This window comes from Candidatus Neomarinimicrobiota bacterium, assembly GCA_017656425.1.
Lineage (GTDB): Bacteria > Fidelibacterota > UBA2242 > UBA2242 > B5-G15 > JACDNV01.
Map to the genome: position 1 here is coordinate 1 of JACDNV010000006.1, position 19,677 is coordinate 19,677.

The window sequence follows — 19,677 nt, forward strand, 5'->3', positions numbered from 1 at the left end:
GCAAAATGAAGATTGCAAAGTGTAAAAGTCAAATTTATTTCTGTCTACATTTTGAGTGCAAAAGTCAAATCTGGCAAAAGGCGATTTTGCATTTTTCAATTTGCATTTTGCATTCTGCATTCTGCATTGAGCCATTGCGCTTAACGCTTTGGGAGTTTTATTTCTGTCACTGCTCCATCTTTTAACTTCAACGAAATCTTATTATTATTTCTATTTATACTGAAAATTTCGTTATAACTGATAAAATCCTTGTCATAAAAACCAGTTTTGCACCCTCTTATATAAATACCATTATTATCTGATTTGAAAATATATAAGGGTAAATTCCTGTAATACAAATACCCCATAACAATAGCTATAGCAATAAAAATAGGCGAATAAATATAACCATTATCCACTCTAAAAATTAAAACCAATGAAATTAGGATTATTGGAAATATAAATAGAATTAAACTTATTAGTCGATTTCTTTTTATTTCCATGTTATACACCCCTATTTTTTAAATAAACCACAGGGATTAAAGATTGTTATTTTTTCAGAAAAAATTATAAATATTTACAGGCATCTAAAATTTGCTTTTTGTGATGTTCAATTATGTGCTCCGGTGTCCCCCATGCCTTTGAGATCTTTGCCATCTCATTAACCACTTTACAAATACCTTCTTTTGTAGGATTATCAAAATCCTCATTGAATCTCTTAAACATCATCTTCACCATATTATACACACTGCTTCTAATACTTTCATCATCAGGTTGTTGTCCCAGTTTTTGTTTGGTAAAAGCAATTGTTTCTTTCTGAGCATGAAAGAAACATTCCAGAATTAAATCTCTAAGCTTTACTGGTGTCAGATCATCAAGGCTCTTTTTGGGAATATTCCACAATTCGCGTGAACCAACGTTCTCTGACATATCCCCTACCATAAAAATGTCAGACTTAAATAAGCAAAATAAATAAAAAAAATCAATAAATATTAGAATTTTTGTAACTATTGCTTTACATAAAATTGGCTGTATCGTATATTGAAGGAACCGTAAAATTATCATTGCTACTAAATCCCAAATTATGGTTTAAAACTTACCTGAGATTTTTTTAAATTCCCGCAGCAAACATGGAGGTATTATGTCTGAAGTAATAATATTAATGGGATCAAAAAGTGATATTGAATGGTCTAAGAAAATAGCAAGTTCATGCGAGAAATTTGGAATAAAGGCAACCTTAAGAGTTGCTTCCGCTCATAAAACCCCTCTAAAATGCCTCGAGATAATAAAAGAATATGAAAATAAAGACGTTGTCTTTATTACTGTTGCTGGTAGAAGTAATGCATTGAGTGGGTTTGTAGATGCTCAAACTGACAAACCTGTTATTTCCTGTCCTCCCTATGGTGATAAGTTTGCTGGTGCCGATATATTCTCTTCTATAAGAATGCCATCAGGCGTTGCACCTATGCTCGTTTTGGAACCAGAGAATGCTGGCCTCGCAGCTGCTAAGATTCTGGCTTTAACTGATTCAGATATAAAAAAGAAAGTAATCGAATATCAGAGGAAAATGAAAGAAAAAATTCAAAAAGATGACGAGGAGATAAATGGGTAGCGTAAAAGATTTAATAGTCAAAAAAAGCCCAACTCAAAATGAAATGGGTGTTGGGCAGTTTATTTTCTCCGATAGGTATTCAGTTTTCGATTGGGGAGAAATGCCAGATCATATTCCTGATAAAGGAAAATCTATAGCCATTCTTTCAGCATATTTTTTTGAAAAACTTGAAAATATGGGAATGCAAACTCATTTCATCGGCATTGTAAATGAAAACAATAAGCCGTTAAAATTAGAAGAACTAACCTCGCCTTCCAATATTATGGAAATTAAACTCTTGAGAGTATTAAAACCTAAATATAAAGATGGCAAGTATGATTATTCCATTTACAAATATGAAAAAGGAAATTTTCTCATACCGCTTGAGATTATTTATAGAAACTCTTTGCCTAGTGGAAGCAGTGTCTTTAAGCGGTTAAAAGAAGGGAAAATTGAACCAGAGGATTTAGGTCTCAGCAAATACCCTGAGCCCGGCGAAAAACTAGATAAACCCATCCTTGATGTATCTACAAAACTTGAAGCCTCAGATAGATATATTACCTGGGAAGAGGCATCTCAGTTAGCCTGTCTATTCGACAAAGAAGTTCAAAAAATCAAGGAAATGACTAACACAATAAACAGTCTAATAACCAAAGAATTTGAAAAAATTGGCTTTGTAAATGAGGATGGGAAGATTGAAGTGGGTTTTAACGTAGATCGACAGATCATGCTTGTGGATGTACTTGGAACGCTTGATGAGTGCAGATTCACTTATAAAGGAATACCAATGAGCAAAGAGATAGCCAGAATATATTATAGGAAAACACCATGGTATGAAGCTGTAAACGAAGCAAAATCGAAATATGGACCAGAATGGAAAAAACATTGTAAGATCAATCCCGAACCATTGCCAGAAGAGTTAAAAAACTCTATTGCCGATATTTATAGATACTGTACTAATATAATAACAGGCAAAGAATGGTTCAAACTAACAAATAGCTTGGATAAAAACCTGAGCACAATTGAAAAATATTGTAACTAATTGAGACTGTTTCATTTTGAAATATTACCATACTTTTTAGTCTTCTTTACTCTTCTTTTATCAATTTTTCAAAAACATTATTCGTCCCATATAGATCATTATGGGATATAAAAATAATTCCTGATTTCTATGGGTAAGAAATAAAATAAAAGTTGTGTAAGCGAGAGATTTATAAGAAAATAGAATATTTATAATTTTATGGGAAAGGATTTTTATTAAGTGAATTAGAATTAATAAGATTTTTTGCCCCGCTTTTATTGAATAATAACACATAAGTATCCGGATTTTGTAATCTTAGAACTGGCTTGAATAAAGTGGGATTCTTTTTTATAGCGGGTAGAAGATATATATATGTTGAACTATATCCCAATTGATCCAGAACTACATAATCAACATCTTTATCTACAAGATCTTTTATCAACTTCTTGTCATCACTCGTAAATAAATAATTGTAAATATACCTTTTACAATAGAAATATAAAATCCAAGGTTTTCTTGCACAAATAATCGCACCTTTTGGTGAGTTTTTTTCTAAATACTGAGCGGCTAAAAAATAATTCCTGTATGAAGGAGGATAGGAGCTCTTTGCCTGTAATCGAATCTCTTTTAGTGAGTTTATCATAAACGGTACTAAAATTAGAAACAAAAAAGGTAGGTAATAAAATTGTTTATTTGATGTAGTTACAATTTGTAATAATTTAAAAATACCAAAGTAAAAGCATAAAGATATAAATGGTGCTAACGGGATCACATATCTGGGCCCATTACCACCATGCCATAAGATTAAAATGCCTAAATTGGTAATTAAATAGAATAATAAGAAGAGGTTAATCTTTTTTACTTTTATTGCCCCGTAAAAAATTACGAATAGGACAATAAAGCCAGCTAATATTCCCAAAGCGCTATTGGTGTTGTAATTTATTTTTATAAATGGAAAGATAACATCAATAAAACCCTTTAGTGCTATTTCATTGAAATTATTAACAATTTTGTTTAGGAAATCGGTTATTGTACTGACTTTGCCTGTTTCAGGTCTCCAGGGGTTTGAGATAAAAATAACATTGAAATATCTGGACTTTATTCCAAATATAAAATTTCTTATCATCCATGGTAAATATAGCAATAAAAAACCTGCTGATGCGATAACTGCCAATTTCAGCCTCTTTTTAAATAACAAAAATAATATGATGGAAACTAATAACGAAAGCCCTACTGGTCTTATATAAAATGCTAAAATTGAAGTTACTATAATTAAATAAAACTGTTTTGACCTCTCTGGTCTTTCTTCTGTAACAACTTTATTTAAAATAAAAATGGAAAGCAGTGTAAAAAATAAATAAGGAATCTCAGACATTAAGATAGTAGAAAAACGGCATAAAAATTTATTCAATAGTAAAAGTATAGAAATAACAAAAGATAAATTAGGGATTCCAGTTAATTCTTTGATTAATAGAAAAGTTATCAAAATTGACCCTAAAAATAATAAGCCATTTAATACTTTTAATAATACTACACTATCACCAAAGAGCTTTAACACAAGAGCAATAATTACAGGGTAGCCAGGAGGAAATTTTTTTGCTGGAGGATTATCCGGTTGTAGTGGCACAGTATATCCTTTACCACTTGCTATTTGTTTACCAAGGAAATAGTATACAAAGTTATCTCCATTAAGATCAAACTTTGAATCAAAAATATATGAGTAGATAGCAATAAACACAAAAATCAGGACGAGGAATTTAAAATATTTATTTATATTACTAAAATAGAAAGGTTTATTCTTATTGTATGAGATATTTTTTATTTTGCCTTTTTTTGCCTTTTTTCTTTTATTAGACATTAATCAGTGCCTTAACTTTCTGAAAATTTTGGGTTTAATTATACTCCATTTACTTAATCTATATTGAATAGAGGTTAATAAAACACCAAATGCATAAACAACACTTCTGGAGAAGTTTATGGAGGAGGCTTCTTTAAAATATCTAGTTGGGCATGTTATCTCTGCTATTTCATAACCCATGTAAAAAATTTGACACAGCATTTGATTATCGAACAAGAAATCATCTGAATTTGTTTCAAAGTCTATATTTTTTAAGACTTCAGAGGAAAATGCTCGATATCCTGAATGATACTCTGATAGTTTCTGGTTCAGCAAAATATTTTGTATAAAAGTTAAAACTCGATTTGCAAAATACTTTACTTTTGGCATGCCCCCTTTTATTGCTCCTTTACCAAGAGTTCTGGAGCCTATTACAACTGGATATAAACCGCTTGCTATGATATGTGCCATAGCAGGGATTAATTTTGGGGTATATTGATAGTCTGGATGAAGCATTATTATAATATCAGCACCTATTTCTAATGCTTTCTTGTAACATGTTTTTTGATTTGCCCCATATCCCTTATTTTTATCATGTATTAGAATATTTTTTATATTTAACTCTTTAGCAATTTGAACGGTATTGTCTTTACTACCATCATCTGTTAAAATTACATCATCAACCACATCAAAAGGAATTTCACTATAGGTTTTCCTTAAGGTAAGTTCAGCATTATATGCTGGCATTATAACTACAATTTTTTTCCCGTTTATCATATCAAAAATAAATATTATAACCCAATTATGTAAACAAACTAATACTAATTATCATAATATATAATAATGTAACTACTATTTCAATTATAAAGTTTGATTGTGTCAATAATTTTGTTTTAAAATGTTAATCGAGATGAAAAAGAGACATACCTCCCTTACGTTAAGAGAAAAAATACGTCAAAAGCAAAGAAAGGAGAAAAGGACAGCAAAGAAATCAGTATAAGTTAGTTTAGTGAAGCGAAGAGATTATGAAGTAATTAATACAGAGGGACGTACTTTATGTTTGTAGGAATGATATGTATGGAGTATAGAGAGTACTTACAAAGTGGAAGATGTTATTTTAATATGGGAGATAGCGAAATTGATGAAATATCAAATATGAGGCTGGAGTTTTGTAATGCAGTGTAACCTTCATTCCACTACATTCCATTACGGTTACACTGCATGCTTGGTGTTAAGGAGGGTGAATTTACATAACATCTTTGACTTGACTCTAATACATCATCCTATATTATTGATATAACATTCCTTACATGGATTTAATATATTACATTTGCAATGTTTTTTAGAAATTAGCTTCTCAATCCTGTTTATTACTTTCAGGTCTTTTCCGTTTGCTGTTTTTTCTTTTATCTCACCTGTTGCAATATTAAGACAGAAACACATTAATGCGTTATTTCCCTTCTAATTCTGTTCCAACACTAATCCTCAAACTGTAAAGGCTTATAGCCCTCTCTGACCTGATGTTTAAGCAAACAACCTTACAATCCCGGTCTGGACACCATTCAAACATGATTAATAGAATTAACTCCGCCTCTTATCTTGTCTTCTATAAATACCATAATGGTACTCTTTTTTAATAGTTAATCCATCATTCCTACCAAAACAAGCATAAAGCTTTCTGTTCTGCTATACAAGAGAAATGATTCATGATCTATATTTTTTTAACACCGTATAATTATAAACCCACCTCTTCCTCTTTTCTACAATGGTGAAGTTATTCGATTCAAATAAAATATAAAATTCTTTTTCAGTAACATTATACCCTATTTCCCAATGATGATGCTTTTCAATAATTTTACCTCTTTTTATGGCAAAATGAATTGTTTTTTGACCAACCCTTGGAATGTAAAGCTCCAAATGCAGAATTACCTTTTCATTGTATGGTACACTAACTATTAGAAAATTCCTGCAAGATTTACTAATCTTTTTTATCACATTTTTAAAATCCTCAAAAGGTATATGTTCAAAAATCTCGAAGGCAAGTATAGTATCGTAAATATCAGTAAAATTATACTCTACAACATTAGCAACAATATCCGGATTTTTATTTCTATCAATATCAAGAGTAGTTACTGAATATCCCCTGGATATAAGATAGTTTGAAATAAACCGCGATCCACATCCAATCTCCAGAATTCTGTCCTCTTTTTTTACATACTTCTCTATTAACTTAAGCTGAAACCAGTACTGCCTCCAATGAATCTCTGACTCGAGCTTGTTGATCCAATCACTACTATATTGGTATTTCTTTTCAGAAACCATTTTAATCCCACTATTTGAAAAGTAACAGAACAAAATCTCTTAAATACCTTCTCCAGTTAATCCAGGTATGGCCTCCCTCAGTTTCAACATATGTAACATTAAAGCCATATTTTTTAAACATATCCACTGTAGCTCTTGTAGTTTCTATTAGAAAATCGTCCTTACCAGTTGCAAACCAGAAAACATTTAAACCCTTCTTTAAATTTTTGTTCATCAGAAATCGTCTGTTTATATCTTCAAATTTTGCTCCTTCTTCTGTAAAAGTACTACCTTCTCCTGTAATACCAAATATACCGGAGCTAAAAACTCCAATATAACCGTATTCATCAAGATTCGGAATTGCTATACTTAAAGTCTGATATCCTCCCATCGATAGTCCAGCTATGGCAGTATGGACCCTATCTAATTTTATTCGGTAATGCTTTTCAATGTATGGTTTAATATCGTTATTAAAATCTTCAATAAAAGGTTTAATTGAAAAAGACTCAGGAGGCATTCCAAAATAGAAAGGACCTGTGTGCCCCGCAGGCATCACAACTATCATCGGGGCAGTTTTACCTTCAGCGATTAAATTATCAAGGATAAATCCGGCTCTTCCGACACTTGGCCATGAATCATCACAATCAAATGCTCCATGCAACAAGTATAGCACAGGGTATCTTCCTTTTCCATTCTCATATCCAGGAGGAGTATAAACATGCATCCTCCTGAACCTCTTTAGGGATTTAGAATAGTAATACACCTCAGATATTTGCCCATGTGGTACATCCTTTAGATCCATAAAACTTTCGCCCTGAACGTAAAACAAGCTCCACAAATTCATATTTGATTCACTAGTAGAAGTATTTTTTGGATCAAGTGTAAATACGTTATCGATTAAAAAAGCATATCTATAAGCTCCAGGTGTTACTGGACCAACTTTTATTTCCCACACTCCATCATCTCTTTTTTCCATTTTTGCTGCAAATTCAACACCAGGTATATCACTCCCTATTAACAAAACCTCTTCAGCCCCTGGAGCATATACCCTCAATATAACAGAATTGTCCTCTAAAATCTGGATAGATTTTAAAGTATCGCCTGGTGTAATATCCCGTCTGAAATTTTGAGCGATGAGACTAAAATGCAAAATACTAAAACAAAGCACAAGCAATACAATTATTGAATAATTCCTCATAACAACACCTCTTTTCTTTACAAAATTCTCACAATATTTTTTGATACTTTTTCAAACAGTTCCATTACCCTTTTATCATGGCCAGGTATTATAAACTTGCTATTATTAACTAACCTCTTCATTCTTCTTAAATTCTCCACATATTCCTTTTTACAAAAACACAATGTTACAGAAGGATTATTCCCCCAATTGTAATAATACCAACAGGCATCTGAAGTAATGATCACGGATTCAATTTTACCAGTATGAATTCTAGTGAATACTCTGACATATTGATTTTTAAAGGTATGTTTTTCGCCTGTAAAAACCCATATCCCGGGAATTATTTCAAGACTATCACCATCAATTAAATTTAGTCTATCATTCAGGTTTTCCTTTAAAATTTCAATAACATTACCTTTAATAAATACTAAATTATTTCCACCAGCCTGCCATGCATCACCGACAAAATAGTAATAATCTACTCTCTGCATCCATAATTTTGCTTTTTTGAAAAGTTTTATACCACCTATATGATCCCAATAGGGGTGTGTTATAATTATGTCAGAAATATCGTTAGGACTTATACCAATTTCTAATAATGCACTATCCGGTCTGATATAATTCGCATAATATTTATTAACAGAAACTATTCTCCTGGTATAACCTGCATCAACAAGTATTTTCTTACCATTTTCACCTACTAAAAGCCATATAAAAAAAGAAGTTTGAACACTATTCACCTCATTCCCACCATACGCAACTGTAACTGCTGATACTTTCTCATCAGTACCAGCAAATTCTATTGCATAAACACCGTAAAGATTCTGAGAATAAACACAAATACTGTAAGCTATTAATAAAAAAATTATTTTATTCAATTTTTTAAATCTACTCCATTATTATTTTTCTCCTTAGCCTGATATCATCTGATGAACTACCCACTAATACCTCAAATTCACCCGGTTCAACCATCCATTCATCAATATCTGGATTATAGTAAGCAAAGGCATCTTTACCAAGGCTGAAAGCTACCCACTTTTCTTCACCCTTTTTTAAAAACACTTTTTCAAAACCTTTCAACTCCTTCACTGGTCTTGGCAATGTGGACTTCTTATCAGCTATGTAAAGCTGAATTATCTCTTTACCATTCCATTCCCCCATATTTTTAACCAATACCTTCGCAATTACATTTTCACCTATTTTATACCGTTTCTTATCAGTTTTTATCTTTTTGTAATCAAATTTAGTATAAGAAAGCCCAAATCCGAATGGAAACATCGGTCTTTTATCGCTCTTATCCCAATATCGATAACCAACAAATATTCCCTCTTTATAATAGACTCTTTTATCACCATCTTCATCAAAATAACTATTATAACATGGATTATCCTCTAATCTATATTCAAAAGATGCAGGTAACTTCCCTGAAGGATTTATAATTCCGAATATTGCTTCAGCAACCGCAATATTACCTTCCTGACCGGGATACCATGCCATAATCAAAGCTTTTACATTATCAATCCAATTATTCATATCGACATTTCCACCTGCATTCAGCACAACGACACAGTTTTTATTTACTTCTGCAATCTCTTTAATTAGTTCGTCTTGCTTATAAGGCATTTCAAATGTTCTATCAAATCCTTCACTTTCGGTTTCTCTATTGAATCCTACAGACAAAATAACGAAATCTGCATCTTCTGCAATTTTTTTGGCTTTAGTGAGATATTCCTCTGGACCATGCTCTACCTCGGATTTTTTAATCCCAAATCTTATTCTGGCATCTCCACCTCGCTGGTAGTACTCAATAACTATCTTATACTCTTCCCCCTTTTCTAGGAAACAATCATATTGAGCAGGTGTATCTGCCTGATCTCTCCAGTTCTCGATCACCTCTTTATCATTTAAATAAACTCTATATCCATCATCCCCTGATACTCCCAGAATATGCCAACCCGATTCAGCAGGTATAAAGTAACAGGTATACCTGGCTGAATAATTCTCATCAGGGATATCTGGATCATCCCACATGTCGTTATTTATCAACTTTAATTTTTTATATGTTCTTCTGGCAATCGGTTCTCCCTTAAGTTCTATGTTACTAAAATACTCCGCAATTACTCCGCTGTTTTTCCTACCATTCAGATAATAGTAATAATTTACTGATTCAAATAAATCTTCTTCCCATCTCAATCTTGTGAATAAACCAACTTCATATGCTACCTCCACGTTATCTCCGGCAATTTTTTTTACCGCATCGAAAAGAGAAACAGGATGAAGAGGTTGAACAAATGAACTACCGCCACCCCCAGACACGATAGGGTTACCATTTGGTCCAATAATGGCTATTTTTCTAATTTTATTTTTATCTACAGGTAGAAAATTTTTCTCATTCTTCAATAAAACTATACCACCCCTCGCTACATCTATAGCCGTCTCCCTAATAAAACTACTATCAACTAAATAGTCCTTGCTTAAGTCAGGATTTTCAAAGAATCCAAATCGATTATATAGCGAAAGAATCCTCTTTACTTTTGTATTTATTAAATCTTCAATAATAATTCCCTGTTCTATAGCCGGTATCAGGGTTTCTTTATTCATCATTCTACCGGATGGCATCTCCAAATCAAGACCAGCTTTCGCACATTCAATACCGTCATAAGTTGATACCCAATCCGACATTACAATGCCATCAAATCCCCACATATTTCTCAATACTTCTGTCAATAGATAATAATGTTGTGATGCGTGTATACCGTTAATGAGGTTATAAGAACTCATTATTGCACCGACTTTACCTTCCTTTACTGCATATCGAAAAGCTGTTAAATATATTTCATGCAGAGTCCTTTCATCCATATCGGAAGAAACATTATGTCTATCATATTCCTGATTATTAGCAACAAAATGTTTTGCCGTGGCTACTACCCCTTCATCCTGCATCCCTTTTATATATGAGGCGGCTATTTTTCCAGCAAGGAAAGGATCTTCGCCAAGGTATTCAAAGTTTCTACCACAAAGCGGCATCCTGTATATATTCATACCTGGTCCAAGCATAATATGTACATTTTTAGCCCTTGCCTCCATAGCAATAGCTTTTCCAACTCTGTATGCAAGTTCTTTATCCCAAGATGCTGCAAGACAAATGCTTGCTGGAAATGCAATTGCTTTCCCATAGTTCCTTACTCCGACCGGTCCATCTGCCATATGTATCTCAGGAATACCACACTTTTTATATCCACGAATATTAAAATTCTCATACCCACCTATAATATCAATCTTTTCCTCAAGAGTCATTTGATCTAAAAGACTATCTACATTAACAGCCGGAGATTTAGAGAAAATTATAAAGCCAATGAAAAAAGCAATACTTATTAATCTGCAAATCTGACGACATTTCATCTTTTAACTCCTTATATTATCACTTGAATACTTTATCTCACTAAATGGAATTTTAAAAAATGAAAACAAAAGTATCAATAAAAATACAATTTTAAATATTTGCTCTATATTTTTTACAATCTTAGAAGAATTGTAAATAATCAAATTATCTTACTTTCGGTTCTGGAAAACTACAATATTTTTGGGGCATCTCTGCAAAACTTATAATAATTCGACCAATAACCAACCCTAGGTCAAATGTATAAATTCTCAACCTTGGTATCCAGTCTTTCCTGTTTTTTACTGAATCTTCCTTAAACCCCCAATTCCCATAATATTATATGCGACTTATTCCTTCATCAATTCCAAATTTTTCTCTATTAGCTGGATCCTTTGTCTTAAACATTCATTTGATCTCAATCCGTCTGGAGGCGTATTTTTTGCATAATCAAGAAGTTTTTCAACAGTGGTAGTAGCAACATGTAGGCGTGTATCACTCGAACCATAATAAATATATATAGTTCCATCATCATCCGCTATCCATCCATTACAGAAAACTACATTTGACACATCACCTACTCTTTCTTCATCCGTCGGCGCTATCAGGTAGCCACCAGGTTTATAGATTACTTTCGTCGGATCATCAAGAGATGTAACATAAAGATAGAGAACATATCTCATACCAGCTGCTGTATTTCTTACACCATGAGGTAGGTGTAACCATCCTTCAGGAGTCTTTATCGGAGGTGGCCCCTCACCATTTTTGAGTTCTTTAATCGTATGATACTCTCTTCTTTCAATAATTACTTCTTCTTTTATAACAGGATTCTCTATATCATCTACAAATCCGAATCCTATACCACCACCTCTCCCAGCTTCTATAAAATCATCTTGAGGTCTGGTATAGAATGCATATTTACCGTTTATAAATTCTGGGTGTAATACTGCGTTTCTTTGTTGTTTTGAAGGCGTCTTTAAATCTGGCAGTCTCTCCCAGTTTCTCAAGTCTTTCGTCCTGAGTATCCCGGCTTGTGCTTCTGCTTTTGTAGTATCCCATTCAGGAGCATCAGGATCCCTTCTCTCAGTACAGAATACCCCATATATCCACCCATCTTCATGCTTTGTGAGTCTTATATCATAAACATTAACATCGGGCCTATCAAACTCGGGAATTATTACTGGATAGTCCCAAAATCTGAATCCATCGATCCCGCTTTCACTCTCAGCTATTGCAAAGAATGACTTTCTATCCACTCCTTCAACTCTCACCATTAGATAATATTTATCACCCAGTTTAATTGCTCCCGCATTAAACGTAGAATTAACACCCATTCTTTCCATTAAATGCGGGTTAGTTTGATAGTTCAAATCATATTTCCAAAATGGTGGTATGTGATCTCTTGTCAATACAGGATAAATATACCTATCGTATATACCGTTATAGAACTCGCTCTTTTTATTCTTTCGAGTAATTATCTCTTCATATTCATTAAAAATTTCTTTTAGCCTTTTATTAAACTCTTCCCTACTCACTTTGGATTCCTCCATTCCCTCAAAATTTTATCAACTCTTAATATAATATTCACACAAGCCCTAACATTGTGATAAGGTCCTTTCCACTCTTCCACTTTAAGCTTCTTGAGATTTGGCTTTCCATCCTTTGAAACTTCATAAAACCACTCTCCATAATTCCAATCAACTAAAAAACTTTCAATGAAATCCCATGCAAGCAAAGCCTTCTCAAGATACCTATTATCTCCTGTCAACTGATACGCATTTATAAGGCCTACAACTGCCTCAGCCTGTGTCCACCACTCAACATCATCTTCTAACTCTCCCGTTTCCCTCTGTTCTCTATAAATTGAATTCCTCTCATTGAATGCACTATTTAAAGTGGTTTCTGCAAGTTTTAGTGAAATTTTCCTCAGGTTTTCATACACTTCAGAGCCCAGCACTCCCATAGCTTCCGTCAATAACCAGCTGCATTCAATATCGTGACCAAATGATATATTATTGGATTTTAAATCCCACTTCGAATCAAAAAATAACCCAAGATGTCCTGAGGGCAAAATAATATATCTTTGAAGTAATTCTAAAATATTAATTAGTCGACTTTTAACACTCTTCGCCCTGGTAACCCTATATAGATTAGTATACGCCTCCATCATATGTAGATGTGAATTCATAGACTTTTCTGCTTCCATATCCCTGTCACTTATACGCATCTCAGCAGGTTTTGACCAGTCACGATTAAAGGTTTCAAAATAACCATTATCTGCCACATCAAGGAATTTCTCCTCAATTAATGAATAAAAATTATTTATCAGTTCCAGTAGTTTATCATTACCTTTGATCTCATAGTACTCACTTAATGCATAAATCAGAAAAGCATGCCCATATATTTTCTTTGCTTCGACATTAGGTCTACCATACTTATCTAAAATCCAGTATGCACCACCATATTCTCTATCAATAAAATTTCCCACTAAATAATTATAAGCGGTATCGGCCAGATTTTGATATTTGTCTTCTTTATACATTTTATATAAATAAGAAAATGCCCATAAAATTCTCGTATATAAAATCAAACTTATTCTTGCATCCCGTATAGGATTGCCAAAATTATCTACAGCACCGTAAAATCTATTATTATCTTTATCAAAACATTTTTCAATCCAGAAAGGTAAAATATTTTCAAATAATACCTTTTCAGCTCCCTCTTTTAGTCGACTCATCTGGTTATTCATACTCAATTTCAACCCTCCCGATCTGGCAATCTGTCCTTGCCTCAATACATAAAAATGAAAAGCTATCGTTTAAACTATTGGATATAATATATGGCACACAATATTTGTAATCGAGTTTACCTGCAAAAAAATCAATTATATCAAAGTTACATTTATTGTAATTTTTTCCATCCTTCGATAAACTCAAAATGACAGGAATTTTTATAGGTTTTTCTGTAAAGGCAATAATCTTGAAACTCTTAATATTACCAGGAAAACCATATACAATCTCTTCTCCCTTTTCGAGTCTAAACCGATGGAAATCCTCTTTATATCTCCTCGCATCATCACTTACAATTTTTACCTTCGATGACTTAAAAAACATCTTCCCATAACTATCGCAATTATCAATTAGAAATTTTGACTTTACACAAATGGGACCTACAGTGTTAGAATATTCCGATTCACCCCATTGATTAATTGCTTTTATCCTATAGTAGTAAGATTTTCCTACCTCAACAGTTTCATCTGTAAACTGTGGGTAATAAGGTATTGAGGCATCATCAATATTAAAAGCCACAACCTCCCAGTTATCTTTATTTTCCTCCCTTCTTTCTATCACATAATATTTTGCTCCGGCACTACCCTGCCAGTTTATAAACGCGGGATGATCAAAATGCAATAGTTTTGGTTTATTAGGTCGACTTTTAACACCCTCATCCAAACCATTTATAGAGATCATATATTTTGCAAAAGTATTTAATATACCAATTTCATTATATAAATTGCCCGAGTGGAAACCTGGCCAGTGATAAGCTTTATACAAGCCTCCTCCGCCTGGTTCACTATGCCAGTAAAATCCACCGTCCCTATTATGGAATCTCAAACTCCATAACAACGAACCAGAAACGTTTTTATTATCCGACAAATAATCCATTAATAATTTTATTGCTGAGGTACTAACAAATCCAAATTCACCAATATAATATGGTTTTCTCCCATTTATCAATTTCACATTATTTCTAATGTGATCTATCATATCAATTGGATTTGGTTCATAATGATGTGTTGACAAAATGTCGATATACGGACTGTTTATTACATCATCTTTTATAAAAAATGTCTGCCTGCCATCATTCACAAGATGGTTAGAATCTATAGACTTTACAAAACTTGCCATTTCCTCAATCCACTCAATTGGTGCATTCCAGATTTCATTTGCCAGTTCCCACGCCAAAATCGCTTTATCCTCTTTGTAGATCGTTCCAGTAATTGTATTTTTTCTATTTAAAATAAATCCTATAGTCCTTTTAAAATCTGCTTTTATTTCAGGATCAGTCCAGAATTCATCCCCTCTCTTACCTCTAAACCTCGTATAATCTTCCTTCCCACCCATCCATTTCCAGTTATCAACAAAAGGAATGATCAATCTTACTCCAACCTCGTTGGCTATTGCCAGGACAGTGTCAAGAACCAGAAATGCTTCTTCATTAAAAATCCCCGGACCAACAACATGCTTAGGAGTATTTTTTAAATCTACATTTCTTCTTACTGTAATTGCATAGGTACGCGCTACATTCCCTCCCATCAATCTAATTGTCGATAAAGCATCCTTAATCTCATAAAAATTTGGCAATCTCCAGGCATTGGGATTATCAATCTGCATATTGTCTTCAATCATTAGTAAATTTGGAATATTAAATGAGACAAAACGAAACTCTCTTTTACCATCATAGAGCTTACCATCTTTTACATAAATGAAATCATCAAATACACTTTCCTCAGCATATAGCTTATAATAAAATAAAATTAAAGATAACGATAGAATCACATATTTTTTAAATAACATTACTAAACAATTCTGAGCATTACCGAACTAACATTTCAAATATTTTCGTAAAAAAACGAAATATTTCGAACTAAATATAAGCATAGTATAAACTTTTTTCAATAACATTTTCCGACAATAATTAATTTAAATATCAATTCGAGCAATTCAGCACTGATATAAAATCTTTTCAGGCATCATAAAATTAAAATACGCCCTGATTTTTACGAAAATAGCGAAATTTATAGAAATATTTATTGCTTGTTTGAACTTGTTTCATTATAATTCATAAGTTTAAATTCAATATTTCTATTAAACAGAGGTAATATGAAAAGGCGTGATTTTTTAAAAAGTGCAATAATAATTAGCCTCGTTAGTTCTTCTGGAGTATCTCTTCTCTCCTCACTAAAAAAACAAACAAAAAAGATTACAATACCAAAGTACTATGGATTTAACTTACTGGAAAAATTCACAAATTATGGTGGGAGAAAAAAATTTGAAGAGAAGGATTTCGAAATAATGGCTGAGCTGGGATTCAACTTTGCAAGGATACCAATGTCCTATTGGTGCTGGTCATCTCCGGATAACTGGTATCAGATTGACGAGAAAATTCTAGAAGATATTGATGAGTGTATTGAGTTTGGAAAACAATATGGAATCCACATTAATCTAAATATGCATCGAATCCCGGGTTATTGCATCAATGGAAGAGACAACGAGCCAATGGATTTATTTGATGATACCAAAGAAAATATGCAGAAAGCTCTCGACGCAGCAATTTATCACTGGAAAATATTTGCAAAAAGATACAAGGATATACCTAACAGAATATTAAGCTTCGATTTGATAAATGAACCACCACATATGAAAAATGAAAGCAGATATATAGAAGTCGTAAAAGCACTTGTCAAAGGAATAAGAGAGGAAAGTCCTGATAGATTGATTTTTGCCGATGGAATTAATGTCGGTAGAACCCCCGTGTTTGGTATTGTTGACCTGGGTCTCGTTCAAAGCACACGTGGATATGATCCGATGAGTTTAACTCATTATAAAGCAACGTGGGTTCCACCAGAGGCATTTCAAACAAAATCTCCTCCAACCTGGCCATTAAAAGCAGATAACGGAGAAATCTGGAATAAAGAAACCCTGAGAAAAAAATTAATTGATCCATGGAAACCGATAATGAAAAAAGGTGTCCCGGTTCATGTTGGTGAATGGGGTTGCTATAATAAAACCCCGCATGAGGTTTGTTTAAAGTGGATGAAAGATATTCTTTCTCTATGGAAAGAAGTAAACTGGGGATTTGCATTATGGAATCTAAGAGGAGCTTTCGGAATTTTCAATAGCAACAGACCGGATGTAAAATATGAAAACTATAAAGGATGGAAACTTGATAGGAAAATGCTCGAATTAATAAAGGAATATATGTAAAAACTTTTTCAGCGGGAGGTATAATTATGTATCGAATCTTTATAACAATAATACTTCTAAAATTGGCGATCTTCCCACAAAACTACTCTAAAGAAGATTTGGAAAAGGGGATCAACTTTATAGAAACCAGGGTATATTCCGAAAAGGAAAATCAGGAATTGCTAAAACTATTTGAAGGACTCAGGGTAGCTGATGTATCTGATGCAATGGATATGGTAGGTTTACCGGATAAAGGGCTTGTTGACCCGACAATACATCCCTTATGGCAGGATTTTAAAAACCTTAGCCATCAGATAAGAGGCATAGCAATTACTGTTCGCTATGTCCCGACTCAAAAACCCGACAGACCGGCACCCGGTCAAGACTTCCATGAATGGGAAGGAAATTTTTACTCTAAATATTCCCACGAAGCATTTATGGATATTATTTTCCCGGGTGCTGTTATAGTTATTGACGATGTCGAGGAAGACGATATTGGTAGTATTGGTAGTTATAACATAATGGAGTGGCACAGAAGAGGTGCAGTTGGAGTTGTAACTGATGCTTCTGCAAGAGATACAGATGAGATAACCATTCAAAGAATCCCGTTATATCTAAGGAAAAAAGGCAGAGGCATAAGACCAGGAAGAAATGAAATAGAATCTGTGAATCGTCCTGTAGAGATTGGTGGAGTCCTGGTATGTCCAGGAGATGTAATAGTAGCGGACGGAGATGGTGTTATAGTTGTTCCCAGAGCAGTTGCGAAAGAGGTTGCGAAATATGCTCGTGAAATATTAGAGAAAGATAAAGAAGGCAGAAGATCTCTTTATGAAAAATTAAATCTACCCCTGGATAAAACTGTAAAATAATGTGGTAAAATTATTAGTAAAAAATAAAAAAATAACAATTACATTTGGTATAAAATTAGAAGTAAAACAGATAGTTGCAAAGTCATTTAGTAGTGCAAGTAACGATTTAAAATAAACAAGAATATGAAATTATTGAATATAGATGTGTTTATCTATTTAAAAAATGTGAATGGAAAAGGCATGAATTTTCACTTTTCTAATAGTTGCAAAAATAAAATCAAAATCAAAAAACTATATTTATTACCAGTTTTAATAAAATAGAATGTGAAAAATTTAAAAGGATAATCAGAAGTGAAACCGAAAGAATATAAATAATCTTATAAAACAGACAAGAGGAATCAAATATGAAAATCCCATTAAAACTTCTTATTTCAATTTTTTTATATCAGTTTTTTCTTTTTCCAATGCACAGTTTATAGATGATTTCGAAGACACTTTAAAAATCGATCCCACAGCTCTTAATGGCTGGACCTTTTTTTCAGGTGATGGAAATGTTTCGATGAATTTTGTTAAAAAAGATGGATATGCATCTATTTACGTAGACGCCACAAAGGATAAAATGGGTATCTGGTGGGCACTTATTAGAAGGTGCATATCTAATAATATGGATTTAAGTTTGATACAAAAGAATGAATACGAATTCAGAGTCGAAGCAAGAGTAAGAGTAAGCTCAGCTCCAAAACGAATAAATCTCCACTTGAATACTCAAAGAACAACTGATTTTCACACTCATCTGATGGAATATGATATACCTGACACTACCAACTGGCACGTAATAAGTATGACAACAAAAAATTTCGATGCCAGACCGGGCGATCATGTTTTCGGACAATTAGCACTGATGGATTGGGGATTAGAAAAATACAGAGTGGATATAGACTATTATAAGGTAGATATTGTAAGAATTGATACAATAGTTCCAGATAAAGGTAATCCATTACCCTATCATCCCAAAATTCCAGATCTCAAAACATTTGAATATAAAATACCAGTTTCAAGAGATGGATTAATAAATTTAACTTACCCGGAATTAAAACTTTACGATTGGAAACTGTTCTATAGAAATAAAGAAGTACCCATTTTATCAGTTTCAAACGATCAATATGCAACCCTTGAATGGGATTTAAACAGATTTAAAGGTAAAAAAGTTAAGGGTTTTGGAGTTATTGAATTAACAACTCATAGTGTTATTAAACTTAAAAGAGATTTAAAAGACTTTGGTATAATCAGAGTATCTGAAGTATATAATAATTATTGTCAACATGAAGATTCATTAAGTCTTGAAAATTTTTGTGGGAACAAAAACTTATATGATTTAATAAATTCACAGATGATTATTGATGTTGAAGTAAAAAAGAAAGGGAAAACTCTGATTGCAATTAATAATGCTGTGTTAACAAGAATGATAAATGGAATAACTAAAGGTATAGCTTTAAAACCACTTGGAGCAATAATATATTCGTTCTATCCGCATGAGTATAAAAATGGAAGATATCAACCCTATTTATATCTCAATCTTGAGGAATAAAATTATTTGTGAATTCAATTATTTTA

Annotated in this window: 16 protein-coding genes; 5 read left to right on the top strand and 11 right to left on the bottom strand. The window is 32.8% G+C overall.

Annotated features, from left to right (window positions below; genetic code table 11):
- Positions 1-140 precede the first annotated feature (140 nt).
- A complete protein-coding gene (locus H0Z29_05365) occupies positions 141-482 on the bottom strand; it encodes a hypothetical protein (GenBank protein ID MBO8130932.1) in 342 nt (113 codons plus the stop codon).
- 64 nt (positions 483-546) lie between these two features.
- Positions 547-909 carry a hypothetical protein gene (locus H0Z29_05370; GenBank protein ID MBO8130933.1) on the bottom strand — a complete coding sequence of 121 codons (363 nt, stop codon included), beginning with the start codon at positions 907-909 and terminating at the stop codon, positions 547-549.
- 211 nt (positions 910-1,120) lie between these two features.
- Between H0Z29_05370 and purE the strand changes: the two genes are divergently transcribed.
- Both purE and H0Z29_05380 read left to right on the top strand, forming a co-directional pair.
- Positions 1,121-1,591: a 5-(carboxyamino)imidazole ribonucleotide mutase gene (purE, locus tag H0Z29_05375; GenBank protein ID MBO8130934.1), complete on the top strand. Its 471-nt coding sequence runs from the start codon at positions 1,121-1,123 to the stop codon at positions 1,589-1,591.
- Positions 1,584-2,612 carry a phosphoribosylaminoimidazolesuccinocarboxamide synthase gene (locus H0Z29_05380; protein ID MBO8130935.1) on the top strand — a complete coding sequence of 343 codons (1,029 nt, stop codon included), beginning with the start codon at positions 1,584-1,586 and terminating at the stop codon, positions 2,610-2,612. Before purE ends, H0Z29_05380 begins: the two co-directional genes overlap by 8 nt.
- A 196-nt stretch (positions 2,613-2,808) precedes the next feature.
- Here H0Z29_05380 and H0Z29_05385 read toward each other — a convergent pair whose 3' ends face one another.
- From H0Z29_05385 to H0Z29_05425, 9 genes are all read right to left on the bottom strand, one after another.
- The gene (locus tag H0Z29_05385; protein ID MBO8130936.1) at positions 2,809-4,449 is read right to left on the bottom strand and encodes a glycosyltransferase family 39 protein; all 1,641 of its coding nucleotides are present in this window, start codon (positions 4,447-4,449) and stop codon (positions 2,809-2,811) included.
- A gap of 3 nt (positions 4,450-4,452) precedes the next feature.
- On the bottom strand, positions 4,453-5,205 hold the full coding sequence (locus H0Z29_05390) for a glycosyltransferase family 2 protein (protein ID MBO8130937.1): 753 nt from the start codon (positions 5,203-5,205) through the stop codon (positions 4,453-4,455).
- Between the two features lie 927 nt (positions 5,206-6,132).
- Entirely contained in the window at positions 6,133-6,750 is a 618-nt protein-coding gene (locus H0Z29_05395) for a class I SAM-dependent methyltransferase (GenBank protein MBO8130938.1), read from the bottom strand.
- Positions 6,751-6,760: 10 nt separating this feature from the next.
- Positions 6,761-7,927, bottom strand: coding sequence for an esterase (locus H0Z29_05400; protein MBO8130939.1), 1,167 nt, complete (start codon positions 7,925-7,927; stop codon positions 6,761-6,763).
- A gap of 17 nt (positions 7,928-7,944) precedes the next feature.
- Complete coding sequence (locus H0Z29_05405; protein MBO8130940.1) at positions 7,945-8,787, bottom strand: MBL fold metallo-hydrolase; 843 nt, start codon at positions 8,785-8,787, stop codon at positions 7,945-7,947.
- A gap of 10 nt (positions 8,788-8,797) precedes the next feature.
- Positions 8,798-11,311, bottom strand: coding sequence for a glycoside hydrolase family 3 C-terminal domain-containing protein (locus H0Z29_05410; GenBank protein MBO8130941.1), 2,514 nt, complete (start codon positions 11,309-11,311; stop codon positions 8,798-8,800).
- A gap of 327 nt (positions 11,312-11,638) precedes the next feature.
- The gene (locus H0Z29_05415) at positions 11,639-12,838 is read right to left on the bottom strand and encodes a glycosidase (GenBank protein MBO8130942.1); all 1,200 of its coding nucleotides are present in this window, start codon (positions 12,836-12,838) and stop codon (positions 11,639-11,641) included.
- Positions 12,820-14,043, bottom strand: a complete 1,224-nt coding sequence (locus H0Z29_05420) for an AGE family epimerase/isomerase (GenBank protein MBO8130943.1) — start codon at positions 14,041-14,043, stop codon at positions 12,820-12,822. The genes H0Z29_05415 and H0Z29_05420 overlap by 19 nt, the downstream gene beginning before the upstream one ends.
- On the bottom strand, positions 14,030-15,865 hold the full coding sequence (locus H0Z29_05425; protein ID MBO8130944.1) for a hypothetical protein: 1,836 nt from the start codon (positions 15,863-15,865) through the stop codon (positions 14,030-14,032). Before H0Z29_05425 ends, H0Z29_05420 begins: the two co-directional genes overlap by 14 nt.
- Positions 15,866-16,171: 306 nt before the next feature.
- Here H0Z29_05425 and H0Z29_05430 point away from each other — a divergent pair, with 306 nt between their 5' ends.
- The 3 genes from H0Z29_05430 (at position 16,172) to H0Z29_05440 (ending at position 19,651) form a co-directional block, all read left to right on the top strand.
- Positions 16,172-17,275 (top strand): cellulase family glycosylhydrolase, encoded by a 1,104-nt coding sequence (locus tag H0Z29_05430; GenBank protein ID MBO8130945.1) that lies wholly within the window; start codon positions 16,172-16,174, stop codon positions 17,273-17,275.
- Positions 17,276-17,301: 26 nt separating this feature from the next.
- Positions 17,302-18,123, top strand: coding sequence for an RraA family protein (locus tag H0Z29_05435; GenBank protein ID MBO8130946.1), 822 nt, complete (start codon positions 17,302-17,304; stop codon positions 18,121-18,123).
- Between the two features lie 499 nt (positions 18,124-18,622).
- Positions 18,623-19,651 (top strand): hypothetical protein, encoded by a 1,029-nt coding sequence (locus H0Z29_05440; protein MBO8130947.1) that lies wholly within the window; start codon positions 18,623-18,625, stop codon positions 19,649-19,651.
- Positions 19,652-19,677: the final 26 nt, after the last annotated feature.